The organism is Streptomyces spinoverrucosus, from assembly GCF_006539505.1.
GTDB lineage: Bacteria > Actinomycetota > Actinomycetes > Streptomycetales > Streptomycetaceae > Streptomyces > Streptomyces spinoverrucosus.
Genome location: NZ_BJND01000008.1, coordinates 371,220 through 390,529 on the forward strand (window position 1 = coordinate 371,220; position 19,310 = coordinate 390,529).

Annotated in this window: 17 protein-coding genes and 1 pseudogene; 9 read left to right on the forward strand and 9 right to left on the reverse strand. The window is 70.0% G+C overall.

The window, feature by feature from the left end:
• Positions 1 to 27 precede the first annotated feature (27 nt).
• The 6 genes and pseudogenes from SSP24_RS07750 (at position 28) to SSP24_RS07775 (ending at position 5,743) form a co-directional block, all read left to right on the forward strand.
• A complete protein-coding gene (locus SSP24_RS07750) occupies positions 28 to 1,032 on the forward strand; it encodes a TauD/TfdA family dioxygenase (RefSeq protein WP_141308151.1) in 1,005 nt (334 codons plus the stop codon).
• A gap of 30 nt (positions 1,033 to 1,062) precedes the next feature.
• Positions 1,063 to 2,181: a 2,3-diaminopropionate biosynthesis protein SbnB gene (gene sbnB / locus SSP24_RS07755; RefSeq protein WP_141308153.1), complete on the forward strand. Its 1,119-nt coding sequence runs from the start codon at positions 1,063 to 1,065 to the stop codon at positions 2,179 to 2,181.
• A gap of 81 nt (positions 2,182 to 2,262) precedes the next feature.
• Positions 2,263 to 3,009 carry an isocitrate lyase/PEP mutase family protein gene (locus tag SSP24_RS07760; RefSeq protein WP_141308155.1) on the forward strand — a complete coding sequence of 249 codons (747 nt, stop codon included), beginning with the start codon at positions 2,263 to 2,265 and terminating at the stop codon, positions 3,007 to 3,009.
• A gap of 82 nt (positions 3,010 to 3,091) precedes the next feature.
• Entirely contained in the window at positions 3,092 to 4,054 is a 963-nt protein-coding gene (locus SSP24_RS07765) for a GNAT family N-acetyltransferase (RefSeq protein WP_141308157.1), read from the forward strand.
• Between the two features lie 128 nt (positions 4,055 to 4,182).
• Positions 4,183 to 4,275, forward strand: a pseudogene (locus SSP24_RS45100) (hypothetical protein); the annotation flags it as partial.
• 52 nt (positions 4,276 to 4,327) lie between these two features.
• Positions 4,328 to 5,743: a family 43 glycosylhydrolase gene (locus SSP24_RS07775; RefSeq protein WP_141308273.1), complete on the forward strand. Its 1,416-nt coding sequence runs from the start codon at positions 4,328 to 4,330 to the stop codon at positions 5,741 to 5,743.
• Here SSP24_RS07775 and SSP24_RS07780 read toward each other — a convergent pair.
• Both SSP24_RS07780 and SSP24_RS07785 read right to left on the reverse strand, forming a co-directional pair.
• Entirely contained in the window at positions 5,731 to 6,324 is a 594-nt protein-coding gene (locus tag SSP24_RS07780) for a TetR/AcrR family transcriptional regulator (RefSeq protein WP_141308159.1), read from the reverse strand. The two genes, SSP24_RS07775 and SSP24_RS07780, sit on opposite strands and share 13 nt — an antisense overlap.
• A 98-nt stretch (positions 6,325 to 6,422) precedes the next feature.
• Positions 6,423 to 7,742, reverse strand: coding sequence for a jacalin-like lectin (locus SSP24_RS07785; protein WP_141308161.1), 1,320 nt, complete (start codon positions 7,740 to 7,742; stop codon positions 6,423 to 6,425).
• A gap of 245 nt (positions 7,743 to 7,987) precedes the next feature.
• On the opposite strand from SSP24_RS07785, the gene SSP24_RS07790 reads away from it, so the two are divergent.
• Both SSP24_RS07790 and SSP24_RS07795 read left to right on the forward strand, forming a co-directional pair.
• A complete protein-coding gene (locus SSP24_RS07790) occupies positions 7,988 to 9,691 on the forward strand; it encodes a PHP domain-containing protein (RefSeq protein WP_141308163.1) in 1,704 nt (567 codons plus the stop codon).
• Positions 9,688 to 10,200 carry a hypothetical protein gene (locus SSP24_RS07795; protein ID WP_141308165.1) on the forward strand — a complete coding sequence of 171 codons (513 nt, stop codon included), beginning with the start codon at positions 9,688 to 9,690 and terminating at the stop codon, positions 10,198 to 10,200. The genes SSP24_RS07790 and SSP24_RS07795 overlap by 4 nt, the downstream gene beginning before the upstream one ends.
• Positions 10,201 to 10,219: 19 nt before the next feature.
• Here the strand turns inward: SSP24_RS07795 and SSP24_RS07800 are convergent, their stop codons facing one another.
• Complete coding sequence (locus tag SSP24_RS07800; protein WP_141308167.1) at positions 10,220 to 11,038, reverse strand: helix-turn-helix transcriptional regulator; 819 nt, start codon at positions 11,036 to 11,038, stop codon at positions 10,220 to 10,222.
• 143 nt (positions 11,039 to 11,181) lie between these two features.
• Between SSP24_RS07800 and SSP24_RS07805 the strand changes: the two genes are divergently transcribed.
• Complete coding sequence (locus tag SSP24_RS07805) at positions 11,182 to 11,940, forward strand: hypothetical protein (protein WP_218037072.1); 759 nt, start codon at positions 11,182 to 11,184, stop codon at positions 11,938 to 11,940.
• Positions 11,941 to 11,982: 42 nt separating this feature from the next.
• Here the strand turns inward: SSP24_RS07805 and SSP24_RS07810 are convergent, their stop codons facing one another.
• From SSP24_RS07810 to SSP24_RS07835, 6 genes are read right to left on the reverse strand one after another with little or no spacing between them, the layout of a single operon-like run.
• On the reverse strand, positions 11,983 to 12,783 hold the full coding sequence (locus SSP24_RS07810) for an ABC transporter permease (protein ID WP_174864619.1): 801 nt from the start codon (positions 12,781 to 12,783) through the stop codon (positions 11,983 to 11,985).
• Position 12,784: 1 nt separating this feature from the next.
• Complete coding sequence (locus SSP24_RS07815; RefSeq protein WP_141308169.1) at positions 12,785 to 13,588, reverse strand: ABC transporter permease; 804 nt, start codon at positions 13,586 to 13,588, stop codon at positions 12,785 to 12,787.
• Positions 13,588 to 14,586 (reverse strand): ABC transporter ATP-binding protein, encoded by a 999-nt coding sequence (locus SSP24_RS07820; RefSeq protein WP_141308171.1) that lies wholly within the window; start codon positions 14,584 to 14,586, stop codon positions 13,588 to 13,590. The genes SSP24_RS07815 and SSP24_RS07820 overlap by 1 nt, the downstream gene beginning before the upstream one ends.
• Positions 14,583 to 17,444, reverse strand: a complete 2,862-nt coding sequence (locus SSP24_RS07825) for a glycoside hydrolase family 2 TIM barrel-domain containing protein (protein ID WP_141308173.1) — start codon at positions 17,442 to 17,444, stop codon at positions 14,583 to 14,585. Before SSP24_RS07825 ends, SSP24_RS07820 begins: the two co-directional genes overlap by 4 nt.
• A gap of 12 nt (positions 17,445 to 17,456) precedes the next feature.
• Positions 17,457 to 18,272 carry a carbohydrate ABC transporter permease gene (locus SSP24_RS07830; protein WP_141308279.1) on the reverse strand — a complete coding sequence of 272 codons (816 nt, stop codon included), beginning with the start codon at positions 18,270 to 18,272 and terminating at the stop codon, positions 17,457 to 17,459.
• A 56-nt stretch (positions 18,273 to 18,328) separates the two neighbouring features.
• Positions 18,329 to 19,294, reverse strand: coding sequence for a carbohydrate ABC transporter permease (locus SSP24_RS07835; RefSeq protein WP_141308175.1), 966 nt, complete (start codon positions 19,292 to 19,294; stop codon positions 18,329 to 18,331).
• Positions 19,295 to 19,310: the final 16 nt, after the last annotated feature.

Here is a 19,310-nt window from a genome sequence, read left to right on the forward strand (position 1 = left end):
AAAAACCTCACGGAAGGGACGAAAACCATGTCATTCCCCACCACTCCCGCGCCCGTGTTCGCCTCAGTGCCCGAGGTGGGCCAACTGGACCTGCACCCGGCCAAACCCCCGATACTCCACGCCCCCGCCCACGTGGCCGGCGACGCGGCAGCCTGGGCGGCCGAGCACCGCCCCACCCTGCGCGGCCTCGTCACCGAACACGGTGCCCTGCTCGTCCGCGGCCTGGGCCTGAGCGACACCGGCCAGGTCGGCGCGGTCTTCCACCGACTGGCCCCCGAGCTGATGACCGACAAGGAGGCCTTCGCACCCCGCGGCACCTACGCGCCCGGTGTGTACTCCTCCACGGTGTGGCCGGCCAACCAGCCCATGTGCATGCACCACGAACTCAGCTACACCCACCGGCCTCCCGGCCTTCTGCTGCTCGCCTGCCTGACCGCGCCCGCCACGGGCGGAGCGACCGCCCTCGCGGATGCTTCCAGTGTCCTTGAGGCGCTGCCGCCGGAACTCGTCCAGCGGTTCGAACAGGAGGGCTGGCTGCTCACCCGCACCTACAACGACGACATCGGTGCCTCCTGGGCCGAGGCGTTCGGCACCGACGACCGCGGCGCCGTCGAGGACTACTGCCGTGCCAACGCGATCGAGTTCGCCTGGCAGCCCGACGGTGGCCTGCGGACCCGGCAGCGCCGCCACGCCGTGGTGCGCCATCCGGTCACGGGCCGACGCTGCTGGTTCAACCAGATCGCGTTCCTCAACGAGTGGACGCTGGCGCCGGAGGTGCGGGAGTACCTCATCGAGGTCTACGGCCCCGACGCCCTGCCGTTCAACACGCGCTTCGGCGGCGGCGACGCGATCGGCGAGGACGTCATCGAGCTGATCAACACCGTCTACGCCGACCACACCGTCCGCGAACCGTGGCAGGCCGGCGATCTGATGCTCGTCGACAATGTCCGCACCGCACACAGCAGGGAGCCCTTCGAGCCACCGCGCGAGGTCCTCGTAGCCCTGACCGAACCACAGCACCCCACCCCGTAACCCGAACCCGACCCTCGCAAGGAGCACCCCATGACCACGCCCCTTTCCCCCACACCCCTTTCCCCCACACCCCTATCCGCACGACCGGAGCCGACCGCCGCGCCCCCTCCGGTCACCGTGCCGCCGTTCGCGGTGATCCCCGGCGCCCAGGTCCAACGCAGCCTCCAGGGCCAGGAGAGGAGGATCGTGGAGCTGGTCGAGGCCACCTACCGGCTGCACGCAGAGGGGGAGTCGGTCAACCCGCCCTCGTACTTCCTGCGCTTTCCCGACCGCCCGAGCGCCCGCATCATCGCGCTGCCCGCCTCCATCGGCGGGCAGGTACGGGTGGACGGCCTCAAATGGATCTCCAGCTTCCCCGAGAACGTGCAGGCGGGCGTCCCCCGGGCCTCGGCCGTGCTGATCCTCAACGACCACGACACCGGCTATCCGTTTGCCTGCCTGGAAAGCTCCATCATCAGCGCCACTCGTACGGCCGCGATGGCCGCATCGGCGGCAACCCGGCTCAGCCGGGGCCGCCGCACCCGCCCGACCCGTGTCGGCTTTTTCGGAACGGGCCTGATCGCCCGCTACATCCACACCTTCCTCACCGCGACCGGCTGGTCCTTCGACGACATCGGCGTGCACGACGTGTCCGCGGAACACGCGGCCGGCTTCCACAGCTACCTGCAAGCCGACCAGGCCGCCCGTGCCACCACCGGCAGGATCACCGTGCACGAGACCCCCGAGGAACTGATCCGCTCCAGCGACCTCGTCGTCTTCGCCACCGTCGCAGGCCGGCCGCACGTCACCGACCCGGCGTGGTTCACCCACAACCCGCTGGTGCTGCACGTGTCGCTGCGCGACCTCGCCCCCGAGATCCTGCTCGCCTCGGCCAACATCGTCGACGACGTCGAGCACTGTCTCAAAGCCGACACCTCACCGCACCTGGCCGAACAGCTCACCGGCAACCGGGACTTCCTCACCGGCACCCTGCACGACGTCATGACCGGCCGCGCGCCACTGCCGGAAGACCGGCCGGTGGTGTTCTCCCCCTTCGGCCTCGGCGTGCTCGACCTCGCCGTCGGCAAACACGTCTACGACGAGGTCGCCCGCACCGGACAACTGCACGTCATCGCCGACTTCTTCCACGAACTGCGCCGCTACGGCTGAGCCGCCCGCGGACACGGTACGGGTGCCGCATGCCCCGTCAGTTCGGCCGACGCCGAAGCAACGGGGACCTAGCGTGTTCCCATGACGCCCTTCGCCACCCTCCACCACGCCGACGAGCCGCTGCTGCTGCCGAACGCCTGGGACCACGCATCGGCCCACGCGCTGGCCGCGCAGGGGTATGCGGCGATCGGGACGACGAGCCTGGGGGTAGCGGCGGCAGCCGGGCTGCCGGATGGGGCGGCGGCGACACGGGACGAGACACTGCGGCTCGCGCTCACACTCGGCTCGGGACCCTTTCTGCTGTCCGTCGACGCGGAAGGGGGCTTCAGCGAGGACCCGGAAGAGGTGGGGGAGTTCGCTCGGCAGCTGGCGGTGGTCGGAGCGGCCGGGATCAACCTGGAGGACGGACTCGGGCCGACCGCCCGGCACGCCGCGAAGATCGCCGCGGTCAAGGCAGCGGTACCCGACCTCTTCGTGAACGCCCGGACCGACACGTACTGGTTGGGAGACGGGGAGGGAACGCTGGAGCGGCTCGACGCGTACCAGGAGGCCGGCGCGGACGGGGTGTTCGTCCCGGGCCTGAGTGATGTCGAGGAAATCGCCGGTCTGGTGAAACGTCTCGATGTCCCCCTCAACATCCTCTACTCACCGAACGGCCCCACCGTCCCCCACCTCGCCGCCCTCGGCGTCCGCCGCGTCAGCCTCGGCTCGCTGTTGTACCGACGGGCACTGGGAGCGGCGGTGCAGGCTCTGACCGACGTACGAGCCGGCCACACGCCGAACGGCCCGACGCCGACGTACGCGGAGGTACAGGCGTTCAGCGGCTAGCGCTACGGCAGTTGACTTCCGCGATCGGGGGCGCCGGAAAACGGTTCGACGGCTTTGCGGGAGCCTGACACAGTGGCGCACTATGGCGAACGTCGAGTCTGTGACGGCCCTGGACGTGCAGCTCATGCAGGGGCTGGCGCAGCGTGTCACCGCCAGCCGCCCGGACCTGGTGAACAGCGATGCGACGTTCGGCGAGCTGGCCTGGAACTGGGGCAAGGGGCACGCCAGTGACGGCGCGAGCTGGCGGCGTCGGTTGTGGTTCTCCGGCGGGGATCTGGTGGCGTGGAGCTGGGCCCATCTTCCGCACCAGGTGAGGCGGAGCGACGGGTCGGTGAAGGACGTCACCGGCGCCTATCTGGCGTATCAGGTCCATCCCGACCACGCCGGGCTGGTCGACGAGGTGATCGACTGGTACGACGGTACGGCGGCGGACCTCGACCGTACGGTGATGCCGAGCGCCGCCGATGAGTTCGCCCTGCAGCGATGGGCGGCGCACGGCTATGAGACCGACCCGGCCTCGCTCGGCGACGCCGGGTCCTGGACCCAGCTCAACGAGCGTTACCTCACCGACGTGGAACAGCCGGTACTGCCGGACGGATTCCGGTTCCGCACCGCCGACGAGGCCGGGCCGGAGGCCGCGGTCCAGGCCCATCTGGACGCCTGGGCTCCCTCGACGTACACGGCCGAGGGCTACCAGGGCGTCCGGCAGACGGCGGGGTACCGCGGCGACCTGCACATTCTGGTGGAGGCGCCGGACGGGACGATGGCATCCTCGACGATCATGTGGCTCGACGAGGCGAACAAGACCGCCGAGTTCGAGCCGGTCGGGACGCACCCGGACTACCGGCGTCGGGGGCTTGGAAGGGCGATGCTTCTGCACGGAATGCATCTGGCGCGGGCGGCCGGGGCCACTCATATGACGGTCGCCTGCCTGGGCGCGCCGGGGCACCCCCAGACCCGCGGGCTGTACTACAGCGTCGGGTTCCGGGAGCTCACACGGGATGTGCCGCTCATCAAGTCGGATCATGCTGCCACGGGCAGGTAAAGATCGGCCATCTGTCGAAACCATTGACGCGGGCATGCCCCCCTCCTATCTTCTGACCGAATTCACGAACCACGTTCGAGATTACGGACAGGGGTGGTCTGGTATGCCTCGAATACCCCACCTCGCCGGCCGACTGCGGCACCGCGAACGGCACCGACGTACGGCAGTGGACGTGGCTGAACAACAGCTGCCAGCAGTGGCGCCTCGTACCGACGACCTGACCGGATCTGGAGAACTCCCTTGAGACGTAACGCCGTTCGCCTGCTCCTGGCGATGCTGGTCGCCCTCGCGGCCTGCCTCGTCGCACCGGGCTCCCCCGCGCAGGCCGCTGTCCCCGCGTCCCCCGCCGTGACCTACACCAACCCGATCGCGGAGAAGCGGGCCGACCCGCACATCTTCAAACACACCGACGGCTACTACTACTTCACCGCGACCGTCCCCGAGTACGACCGCATCGTGCTGCGCCGGGCGACCACCATCCAGGGGCTGTCCACGGCCCAGGAGGTGACCATCTGGACCAAGCACGCAAGCGGGGTGATGGGCGCGCACATCTGGGCGCCGGAGATCCACTTCATCGACGGCAAGTGGTACGTCTACTTCGCCGCCGGCGCCACCAACGACGTGTGGGCGATCCGGATGTACGTCCTGGAGGGCACCGGCGCCAACCCACTGACCGCCACCTGGACGGAGAAGGGCCAGATCAAGACGCAGTGGGAGAGCTTCTCCCTGGACGCCACGACCTTCGTGGTGAACGGCGTGCGCTATCTGGCCTGGGCCCAGCGCGACCCGTCCGTGAGCAACAACACGGACATCTACCTCGCGAAGATGGCCAACCCGTGGACCATCACCGGCACTCCGGTGATGCTGTCGCGGCCCACCTACTCCTGGGAGACGGTCGGCTACAAGGTCAACGAGGGCCCGGCAGTGATCCAGCGCGGCGGCAAGGTCTTCATGTCGTACTCCGCCAGCGCCACCGACAGCAACTACTGCCTGGGCCTGCTGTCCGCCTCCGCGAGCGCCGACCTGCTCAACGCGGCGAACTGGAGCAAGAGTTCCACGCCCGTGTTCACCAGCAACGCCGCGACCGGCCAGTACGGCCCGGGCCACAACTCCTTCACCGTCTCCGAGGACGGCAAGAGCGACATCCTCGTCTACCACGACCGCAACTACAAGGACATCACCGGCGACCCGCTCAACGACCCCAACCGCCGCACCCGCGTCCAGAAGCTGTACTGGAAGGCCGACGGCACGCCCGACTTCGGCATCCCGGTGCCCGACGGGGTCACGCCGCAGCGCTTCTCGTCCTACAACTTCGCGGACCGGTTCATCCGCCACTGGGACTACCGCGCCCGGATCGAGGCGAACGTCAGCCCGCTCGCCGACTCGCAGTTCCGGGTCGTCCCCGGCCTGACCGGCAGCGGCACGGTCTCCCTCGAGTCCACCAACTTCCCCGGCCACTACCTGCGGCACAAGAACTTCGAGGTGTGGCTGGAGAAGAACGACGGCACGGCGCAGTATGCCTCCGACGCCACGTTCTTCCGGCGGGCCGGCCTGGCCGACTCGGCGGGCATCTCGTACGAGTCGTACAACTACCCGGGCCGCTACCTCCGCCACTACGAGTACCTGCTGTACGTCCAGACCCCGAGCACCACCACCGACCGGGCAGACGCCACGTTCTACGCCCAGTGACGATCCGCACCCACCGGGTGCGGCCAGTGCTCCAACGCCACGTGCAGCGCGTCGATGGCCCTGTCCCATGACGCCTGCACGTCGCGTGGGGCACCGAAGGCGCCGGCCGCCTCCAGAGCGCAGTAGCCGTGGAACGTGGCGCGCAGGAGACGGACGGCGTCGGTGAGGTCGGGTTCTTCGAGGTCGTAGGCGCGGAGCATGCCGTAGGTGATCTCGGCGGTACGGAGCAGTGCGGGGGAGTCGGCGACGAGGTCCTGGTCGATGCGGATCTGGGTGGCCGCGTACCGGCCCGGGTGCGCCAGCGCGTACTCCCGGTAGGCGTCGGCGAAGGCGACCAGCGCGTCCTTCCCGGCCCGCCCCGCCACCGCCGCCGCGATCCGGTCGATCATCTCGCCGCCCGCCAGCAGCGCCAGGCGGGTGCGCAGGTCCTGGAGGTTGCGGACGTGTGAGTACAGGCTCGCGTCCTTGACGCCGAAGCGCCGGGCCAGCGCGGAGAGCGTGACGTGGTCGAAACCGACTTCGTCGGCGAGGTCGGCGGCGGCCGCGACGAGGCGGTCGGTGGTCAGACCGGCTCTGGCCATGGAGTACCCCCTTTGCGGACCTAGGGGTATTAGGTTACTGCCTAGGGGTAGTCCCGGGGGGCACCTCCAGGGGGTACTCCTCCACAGCGAAGGCCAGGTCAGCCGATCGGCGCGTACAGCACCCCCAGCTTGTCGATCTCGTCGCCCGCGCGGCCCGTGAAGCCGACGATCTGCCAGCCGGACGGGGCCGTGAACGTCCTGGTCGCGGTCGTCGCCGTACCGGCCGTGAGCGTACGGCCCTTGTCCGTGGTGAACGCGGCCGAGAAGATCCGGGTGCGGCCGTCCTTCTGGCCCTGCGTCAGCTTCACGGACGTGAGGTGCTCACCCGACCCCAGCGTCAGCGTCGTCGCCGTGCCGCCCGTACCGCCGTGCGACAGGACCGTACCGCCGTCGTGCGTGAGCGAAACCGCGTCCAGGCGGGCGGCGCCGCGCAGGGTCAGCGTGCGGGGCGAGGGGGCCGCCGGGAGGTCGTCCGCGTCGTTGAACGCCGTGCCGTGCGGGCCGCCGAAGAAGTCGCTGGCCTTCAGGGACGGGTTGACGGTGTAGGAGAAGTCGACCGTGTGCGGGAAGTGGTCGGAGAGGTGCTCGCCGTCGGAGCGGAGGAACTTCGCCCACTCGTTGTTGTAGCGGGTGGCGTCGAGGCCGACGAGGTCGCTGCCGCGGTAGAGGACCTTGTCGACGACCTCGCAGTCATTGGTCGGGGCGGCCGCGTCGCAGACCTGCGCCTCGCTGCCCTGCGCCGGGGGTGTACCGCCCTTGACCAGGTCGACCCACGGGTCCTTGAGGCCGTTCTCGGCGATGAGCGTGCGGATGTTGTCGCCCGTCCGCGTGTAACGGGTGTTGGTGTCGCCCATGACGATCACCGCGTTGCCCGCGGAGTTGGCCTGGATGAAGTCCGACAGCTGCTCGATGTTGGCGCGCCGGGCGGCCAGGGCGTCGTCCGTCGCGTCCGCGTTGGTGTGGACGTTGTAGAGGTCGACGAAGACCCCCTCGGCGAGGCGGACACGAGCGAGCGAGAATCCCTTGGGGGTCAGGCAGTTCGTGCCCGTGCAGTTGTTCCACTTCACCCGCTGGAAGTCCTCGAAGGGGTGGTCCGAGAGCGTGTTGAGGCCGTCGCCGAACCCGGCGCCGCCGCTGGTCGCGGTGCGGTGCGGGTGGTTGTCGTTGGCGTACAGCGACGCGTGGTAGTTGAAGTCCTCCTGGACGTTCACGATGTCGTACGCGCCGAGCCGCTGCCCGATCAGCGGGGTGTTGGTCTCGGGGTCGCTGTCGCCGAGGCCGAGCGGCAGGCCCGCGATGTTGTAGGTGAGGACGTTGAAGGTGCCGGTCGTGGCCGCCGCCGCGGGCGTCGAAGCGGCGGTGACGAGTCCGGCCACGGCCAGCGCGCCGGCGGTGAGGGCGCCGATGAGTCTTCTCATGGGGGGTCTCCGTCAGGTATACGGGGAGGAAGATCAGCGCTGCTCAGCGTCATGGCAACTTCGGTTACGTACAAGGGTAGTTGGGGAAACTGTCGGTGCCGAGGCGAGCGGCCGTGTCAGGGACGCCCGGCGCTCACCCGCGATTCGTTGACTATTCATCTTCTGCCTCGATTCTCCTCACGCGGCACAGCAGTGCCGAAGAAGGCGGCCGCAGAAGGCAGCGGCAATCAGGAGGGGCAGGGCACATGGGGCACAGCCACGGACACGGGCATCACCATCACCACGGTCACGACCACGACCATGACCACGAACACGCGGCCCTGCCCGCCGCCTTCGACACCTCCGTGCCCGACGAGGCCCTGAGCCCCGAGCAGCAGTCGCGCCGCTCCCTGCTGCGCCGCGCCGGTCTGCTGGGCGCGGGCCTGGCCGCGTCGAGCGTGCTCGCGGCGTCCCCGGCCGCCGCCTCCGCCCCCTCGACCGGCCGCCGCGGCAAGGGCTTCCTGTGGCTGGCCGGCGACCACCACATCCACACCCAGTACAGCAACGACGGCAAGTACCGCGTCGTCGACCAGGTCCGCCACGGCGCCATGTACGGCATGGACTGGCTGGTCATCACCGACCACGGCAACGCGACCCACGCCAAGATCGGCGTCGAGAAGGTCAACCCGGACATCCGCGAGGCCCGTGAGGCGTACGAGGACACCCTCGTCTTCCAGGGCCTGGAGTGGAACATCCCGGCCGCCGAGCACGGCACGGTCTTCGTGCACCCCGGCAAGAACGAGGTCTCCGTCCTCAAGCAGTTCGAGAACGACTACGACGGCTCGGTCAAGGGCGCCTCCGCCTCCACCCCCGCCAACGAGGCGCTCGCCATCGCGGGCCTGGCCTTCCTGTCCGACCAGGTGAAGCGGCGCAAGGTCAAGGACGCGCTGATGCTCGCCAACCACCCGGCGCGGCGCGGTGTCGACTCCCCGCACGAGATACGCGCCTGGCGTGACGCGACGCCCGCGAGCCACCAGATCGCCGTCGGCTTCGAGGGCGCGCCGGGCCACCAGGCGGGCGGCATCGCCGCGCCGCTCGGGATGGGCCGGGCGCGCGGCATCTACGACAACAACCCCAGCGCCAACTCCTTCCCCGGCTATCCGCCGGAGAGCTACCGCACCTGGGGCGGCTTCGACTGGATGACCTCCACCGTCGGCGGCCTGTGGGACAGCCTCCTCGCCGAGGGCAAGCCCTGGTGGATCACCGCCAACTCCGACTCCCACCAGAACTACGCCGACACCGCCGTACGCGGCCCGGGCAGCGACTTCAACGCCAACGGCAAGTACGAGGACCCGGTCTACGGCGGCAAGATCGACCTCACCCAGGGCGACTACTGGCCCGGCTACTACAGCCGCACCCACGTCGGCGCCGACGGCTTCAACTACGCCGCCGTCATGGACGGCATCCGCGCCGGCCGTATCTGGGTCGACCACGGCCAGCTGCTCAGCGGCCTCGACGTCCGCGTGTCCGGCGGCAGCCGCTGGGCCACGCTGGGCGGCGCACTGCACGTGCGCAAGGGCACGAAGGTCACGCTGACGGTCGACGTCGCGCTGGCCGGCGGCCCCAACTGGGCCGGTTTCGTCCCGACACTGGCCCGCGTGGACGTCATCCAGGGCGATGTCACGGGCGAGGTAAAGGACAAGGACACGTTCACCGCGCCGACGGCCAAGGTCGTCAAGTCGTACGAGATCAACAAGTCGACGGGCACGGTCCGGCTGTCGTACGACCTCGGCCGGGTCGACCGCCCGGTCTACGTCCGCCTGCGCGGCACCGACGGCAAGCGCACCGGCGTCGGCCCGATGGGCGCGGCCGTCGACCCGGCGGGCCCGGTCCTGGACGTCGTGGGCGACGCCGACCCGTGGCAGGACCTGTGGTTCTACTCCAACCCGGTGTGGGTCCTGCCCTCGTGACGCCGTACGTCCTCACCGTCGACGCGGGCCTGAAGGAACTGCGCCCGGCCGACCACCTGCTGCTGACGCTGGCGGCCGAACTCGCCCTCCCCGAGGGCACGTTCGGCTGCACGCACCTCGTCCGGGACGAGCGGCCCCGGGTCGTGCTGTCCTTCGCGATGGAGTCGGAGGCGGCTGCGCTGACGGCCCGGGAGTGGCTGACGGCCAAGGGTTACGAGGTGACGGACGGCGCCCCCGACGAGGTCGGCCGCGCCGTGCTCTACCCGGGCGCGGCCGAGCTCACCGGCACGCTGTCGATCTCGGAGCTGCTGTCCCGCTCCGCGATCGACCGCGTGACGGTCCTGGGCGCCAGTGGGGAAACGGCGCCGGAAGCCGCTGTCGTCACCCGGGACCACGTACGCCCGCAGTGGCAGAACGGTGAGCTGGTCCTGGCCGTGATGCCCGCGGTGGGCGGCACGCTCGTGCCGTTCGAGGTTCCGGACCCGACCCCCTGCTGCGCCGACCACTGAAACACGGTTGCCGCCCCGGTCACGCCTTGGCCATCACGCGGAGCGCCTCCGCTTCGGGCGTGTCCGGGGCCGCCGTGTAGACGAGCAGGCTCAGATCGGGGTCGTGCGGGAAGTGGGTGAGCTCGTACGCGAGGGTGAGCGGGCCGGCCTCGGGGTGCAGCAGCCGCTTGTGCCCGAAGGACTTGGTGCGTACGGCGTGCCGCTCCCAGTGGTGACGGAACTCCGGTGACTTCTCGGTGAGTTCGGCGATGAGCCAGTGCAGCTCCGCGTCCCGTGGATGGCGTCCGGCGGCGATCCGCAGATGGCCCACCGCCTCCTGCGCGATGAAGTCGCGGTCGGGATAGCGGTTGCCGATCTCGTCGTTGAGCAGGTGCAGACGGGCCATGTTGCGCTCGGCCCGCGGCAGCGCGGCAAAGTCCGTGATCAGCGCGCAGGCCGGGCGGTTCCAGGCGAGGACGTCCAGCCGGTGGCCCACCGCGAGGGCCGGCGCCGCGATCCAGTCGAGCAGTTGCCGCACCCCGGGGCGTGCGCTGCGGTCGCCGGGCGCCCCCGACGTGCGGTCCGGCCGGGCCAGCCGGACCAGATGCTCCCGCTCGTCCGCGTCCAGCCGCAGGGCGTCGGCCACCGCGCCGAGGACCGCGTCCGAGACGCCGCGATTGCGGCCCTGCTCCAGCCGTACGTAGTAGTCGACGCTCACACCCGCCAGATGCGCGACCTCCTCCCGGCGCAGGCCCGGCACCCGACGCGGCCCCGACCCCGAGGCGAACCCCACGTCCTCCGGGCGGATCCGCGCCCGCCGGGACCGCAGGAACTCACCCAACTCCCGTACTGGCTCCATGGGTTCATTGTCGCCGTGGGTGGGTCTCGGCGTCCCAGGGTCCAGGAGGGCCTGGGAGCGCGGGGCCGGGCGGGTGACCATGAGGGCAGCGGATCCCGGACGGACGTGAGGGGAGCAGGGGCGTGCTACGACGGTTGATGTGCTTGGGTGTCGCGCTGTCGGCGGTGCTGGCGGGACCGGCCTGGGGAGCCGAGGGCGGTGGGAAGGCGCCGCCGGACCCGACGCCCGGCGGACCCGAGCGGCCGTACGAACCGGACGTGGCCGGACCGCGCAACGTCGACTTCCTGAGGGTGGGCGTCACCGGCGACGGCGGCGACGGGGTGCGCGTGGCGTTCGACCGGACGAGCCGCGCCGAGCCCGCAGGACCGCCGGCCGCGCCCCGCCGCTTCGTGTTCCTCTTCGACGAGTCGCTGCGCTTCCACCCGGACGACTTCCCGGTCTGCGCCCGCTCCACCATCGAGCAGGGCGGTACGGCGGCCTGCCCCGAGAGCTCCCAGGTCGGCCGGGGCACCAGCCACCTCTACCCGGAGGGCACGGCGGACGTCTACGCCTTCAACACCCGGCACGCGAACGGCCTGCGCGGTGCCCTCGTCGTCATCCCGGCGAGCGGCACGATCCTCGAACTGACCTGGGAGAAGGTCACCAAGCCCTACCGCGACCGCGGCTACCGCTGGGCCCTGGACGAGATCGTCCCGCCCACGCCCGTACCGCCGCAGCAGCGGGTCGGCACCCGCCGCTTCGAACTGACCTGGGGCGCCACGCACGGCCCGGCGAGCTTCGCGACCCTGACCGGGACCAAGCACGGGAAGCTGCGCTTCGGGCTGTGGAGCGAGTTCGTCACGGGCCAGGTCGTCCTCCCGGAGACGACGTCCGGCATCACGAACCGGGCACGTGCGCTCTGATCAGGTCACACGTGGGCGTGCAGAAGCGCGTCGGTGTGGCCGTCAGCCGTTCACCCCGCTGTAGTGCCGCAACGCCCACCGCCACAACAGGCGCGCCCCCAGGTACGCCAGTAGGCCCAGCAAGGGCGAGGCCGCCGCCAGCCAGTAGGGGACGGCGGTGTCGTGGCCGGTGAGGACGGCCGCCGGGAAGTAGGCGACGAAGGCGAGGGGGAGGCCGTACGTCAGGAGGCCGCCCACCGCCCTCGGCAGGACGTTGAGCGGGTAGCTGCCGAACGTGCCGAGGAGTTCCTCCAGCCAGCGGCCCCAGTAGTCGGCTGCCGGGAAGCGCAGCGCCGCCGAGGCCACGACCGTGAACAGGGCGGCCTCCAGGAGCATGCCGCCGAGCACGGCCGCGATCAGGTACGTGATGCGGCCCGCCGTCCAGTCGAGGTCGCTGCGCGACAGCGCGCCCACCATCAGGCCGGCCGCGACCGTCAGGTCGCCGATGGCGTTGGTGGGGAAGTAGGCGAGCTGGACCTGGCGGTGGACCGGCATGGGGCGGAGCAGGTAGACATCGATCCTGCCCTCCTGGATCTGCCGGCCCGCCCAGTGCATCCGTCCCAGGAAGAGGACGAAAAGCCCGTGTGCCAGCATCCGCGTCGCCGGGATCAGCAGCACGTCCGAGCTGTCCCAGCCGCCCATCCCGGTGAACCGGGTCAGCAGCACCGTCGCGAACACGATCACCGACACCTGCCAGACCGCGCCGATCGCGACCATCAGCAAGAACTCGGTGCGGTACTCCAACTGCGCACGGAAGTTGAGGGCGGTGACGCGCCACACGATGCGCAGAGCCTTCAGCGACATCTCAGCCTCCCTGCGAGATCACGCGCTGCGCGGCCCGCCGCCACACCCACCGGGTGAACAGCGCCAACGCCACCACCCAGGCGGCCTGTACGGCGATCTGGAGCGCCGCGTCCGACAACGGAATCCGGCCCACGTACAGCGACAGCGGCACGCTCAGCGTCGCCTGGAAGGGCAGGAAGGCGCTCATCGTGATGAACCAGTCGGGAAAGAACCACAGCGGCGCGTACACCCCGGCCAGCAGGTTCTGCGCGAAGAGGAGGATCAGCATCGCGGCGTTGTTGCGGAGCGTGAAGAAGCACAGCTGGTCCAGGACGAGCATGACGTAGTACAGGACCCACTGGCCGAGCAGCATGCTCAGCAGGAACACCCCGGCCACGGCCGCCGACCTGGGGGGCTCCACGGCTCCCACGGCCAGGCAGACCGCGTAGCCGCCCAGCGCCCACGCCAGCCCGTAGAGCTGTTCGCCGAGGGCGCGCAGGGCGTAGTACCGCTGCGGCGGCAGCGGGCGCAGGTACCAGTAGACGATCGTCCCGAAGTGCATGTGCTGCAGCACGGTGTCCCGGCCCGTGTACTGGTCCAACTCCCGCAGACGGGAGGCGAGTACGGCGAGCACCGCGTACGTCACCGCCTGGTCCCGGTCGAGTCCGGCGGTGGTGCCGGTCTGCGCGTACAGGCCGCGCCACAACGACCACACCAGCACCACCTGCACGCTCAGCCGCAGCAGGACGGCGGTCATGCGGGGCGGGGCGTGCAGCTCGCCGAGCGGGGTGACGCGGGCGGCGCGCCAGGCGTGCACCATGGCCATCAGGCGTCCCCCGTCGCCTGGACGTACGCGGCCCGCATCACGTCTTCGAGGTCCGCCTCGTCGATGCCGATGTCGGTCACCTCGAACCGCTCGATGACCGCCTTCAGCGCCTGGTGCACGGTCGGCGCGTCCGGCCCGTCGGGTCCGAAGACGACCCGGGGGCCGTCGTGCCGCAGTAACGCGATGCCCGGCGGCGGTACGACCTCGGCGTGCGGGTCGGCGAGCGTGGCCCGCACCTGCCAGGTGGAGCCGAACTTGCGGCGGATCTCCTCGAGGGTGCCGTCCAGCATCAGCCGGCCGTGGTTGATGAGGACGACGCGTTCGGCGAGCCGCTCGACCTCGGTCATGTCGTGCGTGGTCAGCAGGACCGTACGGCCGCGCTCCTCCACCTGGTTGCGGAGGAACTCCCGCACCTGCTCCTTGACCACCACGTCCATGCCGATGGTCGGCTCGTCCAGGAAGACGACCGGCGGGTCGTGCAGCAGGGCGGCGGCCAGATCGCTGCGCACCCGCTGGCCGAGGGAGAGGTGACGTACGCGCGTGTCCCAGAAGGAGGAGAGATCAAGGAGCTCGTCGAACTCCTTGAGCCGCGCGGCGTGTTCGGCCTTCGGCACCTCGTAGATGTCCCGCAGGATCGCGAACGACTCACGCACGGGCAGGTCCCACCACAGCTGGGTGCGCTGCCCGAACACGGCGCCGATGTTGCGGGCGTTGCGCTCCCGCTCCTGGTACGGCACTACCCCCGCGACCCGGGCCTCACCGGCCGTCGGGGTGAGGATGCCGGTGAGCATCTTGATGGTGGTCGATTTCCCGGCGCCGTTCGGGCCGAGCAGCGCGAGGAGTTCACCGGGGGCGACGTCGAAGGAGACGTCGAGGACGGCGTGCTTGGCGACCCGCTCCGGGTTGACGAGGGAGCGCAGCGCCCCGGCCAGGCCGGGACGCCGCACCGTGGTGTGGAAGGTCCGGGTCAGGCCCCGGACCTCGATACTGCCACTCAATTGATCTCCGAGAAGACGAAGGAGAACTCCGCGGGCTCCGCCGGCAGGAAGTACTGCGGCAGCGGGCCCGGGCCGCACGACTGCGAGCCGATGCCGTGCTGGCCGTGGTCGAGATTGACCCACACTGTGTCGCCCGGCGTGAGGTCGGTGCGGTGCCGGGCGGTGTCCAGCTGTTCGGTCGTCCAGCGTCGGGCGGTGAACCAGAACTCCGGGTCGCCCTCGATCCGCAGCCCGCCGAGCTCCACCCAGCGGACGTCGGCACGGGCGCCGTTCTCCTGCGGGCGGACGTACGGCGTCTGCAGCTCGTCGACGGTGGAGTGCCAACGCCCCAGCATCGAAGCCGACTTGGTGTCCGGGTACGCCTCGCCGGGACCGCCGCCGAACCACTTCACGGCGTCCGCCTGGGCGAGCCCCAACCGGATGCCGAGCCGGGGCAGCGGTACCGTCCAGTCGCCCTCCGGCGTCACCGACACGGTCAGCCGCAGCCGGGTGCCGTCGGAGGTCCAGCGGTACACCGTGGCGAGGCCCACCTCCCAGGCGGCGGGCGCCACCCGGGTCCGTACCGTCAGCGCGTCGTCGGTCAACTCCACGGCGTCCAGGCGGTGCCGCATACGGTGCAGACCGTACTTGCGCCACAGCATCCCGTAGCGGGTGTCGGTCTGCCATTCGGCGCCGTCGTCGTTGTCGGTGGGCGCCCGCCACACGTCCAGGCGCGGGGCGGTCACCTCGACGCCGCCGATGGTCTTCAGCGCGCCCGTGCGGGCGTCGAAGGAGGCCGGGCCGAGATAGATCAGGCGATCGCTCGTGGTCGGGCGGTCGGTCGCGGCCACCGTGGGCAACGGCCGGGCGGAGACGGGGAACTGGCCCCACGCGACCTCGTGGTCCTTCGGCCCCCACACGGTGTCCGCTGCCAGCAGCGCTCGTACCGTCCACTGGGTTTCGGCACCTTGCGCGTCCGCCGGGGGCTCCGGCAGCTTGACGTCGGCCGACTCGCCCGGCGCGAGCGCCGGCACCGACAGGGCGCCCGCCTCGACCGTCTCGCCGTCCACCTGGTACGACCACTCGAAGGCCAGCGCCGACAGGTCTGCGAAGTCGTACTTGTTGGTCACGCGTACGGTGCCGTCCGCGCCGTCGCCGTCGATGCCGACCGGCTCGATGACCTTCTTGTACTCGACAAGACCCGGCGAAGGCGTCCGGTCCGGGAAGATCAGCCCGTCGCAGACGAAGTTGCCGTCGTGCAGCTCCTCGCCGAAGTCGCCGCCGTAGGCGTAGCCCAGCTCGGGATGCTTGATGCCGTGGTCGATCCACTCCCAGATGAACCCGCCCTGGAGCCGGTCGTACGCCTCGTACAGCCGCTGGTAGTCGGCGAGCCCGCCGGGGCCGTTGCCCATGGCGTGCCCGTACTCGCACTGGATGAGGGGCAGCTCGCGGCGCTTGTGGGTGCCGCCGTCGAGCTTCCGGCCGATCTGCTCGACCTCCGCGTGGGATGCGTACATCCGCGAGTACACGTCCGTGTCCCGGCAGTTCCAGTCGCCCTCGTAGTGCACGAGCCGGTCGGGGTCCCGTTCGTGGATCCACTCGGCCATGGCGGTCAGCCCACGCCCGGTGCCGGCCTCATTGCCGAGGGACCAGAACACGACGGACGGGTGGTTCTTGTCGCGCTCGACCATGCGGGCGGCGCGGTCCAGCAGGGCCGGGGTCCAGCGGTCGTCGTCGACCGGGTTGTCCCGCCACGCCTGCTCGGTGAAGCCGTGGGTCTCCAGGTCGCACTCGTCGATGACCCACAGGCCGTACTCGTCGCACAGGTCGAGGAAAGCCGGGTGCGGCGGGTAGTGCGAGGTGCGGACGGCGTTGAGGTTGTGCCGCTTCATCAGCAGCACGTCCTCGCGCATGGTCTCCAGGTCGAGCGCGCGGCCCCGCTCCGGGTGCCACTCGTGCCGGTTGACGCCCTTGAAGAGGATCGCCCTGCCGTTGACCTTGATCAGGCCGTCTTCGAGTACGACGGTACGGAAGCCGATGCGCAGGGGCACGCGCTCGCCCGCCGTGACCAGCTCACCGTCGTACAGCTTCGGCGTCTCCGCCGACCACGGTTCGACCGGGACCGTCACCGACTCGCCCGTCGCGACATCGATGTCCAGGGCGGGCACGGACACCCGCCCGTCGACGTCGGAGTCGACGCGCAGGGTGCCCTCGCCGGTGAGGTGGTCGTAGGAGGTGTGGACGAAGAAGTCACGCACGCTGCCCGCCGGGCGGTGCAGCAGGGTGACGTCACGGAAGATGCCCGGCAGCCACCACTGGTCCTGGTCCTCCAGGTACGAGCCCGCCGACCACTGGTGGACACGGACCGCGAGGACGTTGCCGGATGGCTTCAGCAGATGCCCGACCTCGAACTCGTGCGGCAGGCGGGAGCCCTTGAACTCGCCTAGCTCCGTGCCGTTCAGCCAGACGCGGGCACACGACTCGACGCCGTCGAAGCGGACAGTAACGCCGCCGTCCGACGGCCAGCCGTCGGGCAGGTCGAAGACGCGGAGGTGGTCGCCGGTGGGGTTCTCGGTGGGGATGTGCGGGGGGTCCACCGGGAAGGGGTACAGGTGGTTCGTATAAATGGGCGAACCATGGCCCTGCAGGACCCAGTGCCCGGGGACGCCGACCTCCGCCCAGTCACCGGCGTCGTAGCCGGGCTCGGCGAAGGAGTCGTCCTCGGCGTCGGCGGTCGGCGACAGGCGGAAGCGCCAGCTGCCGTTGAGGGACAGGGACGCGGCGTCGGAGGACGCGTACCAGGCGCGGGGCGGCAGGGCGCCGGTGCCGGGCGCGACGTCCTCGACGTACTGGATGGCCGTTGTCGTGCGGAAGGACATCTGTCTCCTAGGTCAGCCCTTGATGCCGGTCTGCGCGATCCCCTGCACCAGCCAGCGCTGGAGGAAGAGGAACACAAACACCAGGGGCAGGATGGAAATTGCGGTGGCCATGAAGATCAGGTGGTAGTTGACGGTCTGGTTCGTCATGTACGAGGAGAGCGCGACCTGGACGGTCCAGGCGCTGGGGTCCTGGCCGATCACCAGCGGCCACAGGAACGCGTTCCAGCCGTTGATGAACGTGATCGTCGCGATCGCCGCGAAGAAGTTCAGCGAGTTGGGCACGACGACACGCCAGTACGCACCCCAGTAGCCGAGCCCGTCCACACGCGCCGCCTCCTCCAACTCCTTCGGGAACCCGAGGAAGTACTGCCGGAAGAGGAAACAGGTGAAACCACTGAACAGGCCCGGAATGATGAGACCCCGGTAGCTGTCCACCCAACCGAGTGACGAGACCAGCACAAAGCTCGGCACGAAGGTGACGGCGGTGGGGACCATCAGGGTGAACAGGACGGCGTAGAACACCTTGTTCGCGTGCTTGTACGGGATGCGTGCCAGGCCGTAGCCCGCGAGGGAGCACACCAGGAGGATGCCGACGGTGTGCAGGACTCCGACGACCGCCGAGTTCCACAGCGCCTGGCCGAAGTCCACGGTCGGGTCGGCGAACGGCTCGGTGATGTTGCCCCACTGGATGTCCGTGGGGAAGAGCTTCCAGTCCTCGCCGGTGATCTCCGGGTCGGTGGAGAGGGCGTTGCGGAGCAGGACGTAGAACGGGATCAGGAAGAGGAGGGCGGCGACACCGATGGCGATGTAGAGACCGGTGGAGCTCATGACGCCACCGCGGCGCGCGCCGCGTGCGGTGCTGCTCGCCTTGACCGTCTTGGAGGTCACTTGGACTCGTCACCCCTTCCGAAACCCATGATCTTGCCCTGGAGCAGGGTGACGGCGCAGATCAGCAGGGTCAGGATCACCGCGCCCGCACTGCCCGCGCCGTAGTCCTGGCTGTCGCCGAGGGCGGTGTAGTACAGCTCGACCAGCGGTGGTCGTCCCCAGGTCGTCTTCGACAGGAGGTTGAAGAACTCGTCGAAGGCTTGATACGCCGCGATGAGCAGCAGCAGGATCACGGCCGTCGACGTGGCCCGCAGCTGCGGGAGCGTGATGTACCGGAAGGTCTGCCAGCCCGGCTTGGCGCCGTCGATGGCGGCGGCCTCGTACAGCTCGTCCGGGATGTTCTGCAGCGCGGCCAGGAACAGGATCATGTAGAAGCCGGACTGCAGCCACAGCCGTGCCGTGACGATGACCAGCCAGTACCACGGCGGGTCGGGGTTGGCAAGCCAGGCGATGTTCTCCACGCCGAACCAGCCGAGGACGGTGTTCGCCAGGCCGAAGCGCACCCCGTTGAAGATGGACATCTTCCAGATCAGGGAGGCGGCGACGTAGCTGCACGCGGTCGGCAGGAAGAACACCGACCGGAAGAACGCCCGCATGAAGCGCAACCGGTTCACCATCAGGGCCAGGCCCAGCGACAGCGCCCAGGTGGTGGGCACGATGATCGCGGCGAAGACGGTGAAGGTGAGGAGGGAACCGGTGAAGTTGCCGTTCCCCAGCATCTGCCGGTAGTTGTCGAACCCGATGAACTTGTCGGGCGTGACGGTGAAGCGTGCCTCGAAGAAGCTGAGCCAGATGCTCCAGCCGATGGGGACGTAGACGAAGATCAGCAGGCCGATGAGGAACGGCCCGGTGAAGAGCCAGAAGTTGAAGGTGCTGTTGCCCCGCAGACCCCGCCGCGGCCTGGTCCCGGAGGACTTGGCCGGGGCGGGGCGCGCGAGGCCGCGCGTGGTGGTCGTCGACATGTCGCGGTCCGTCCGG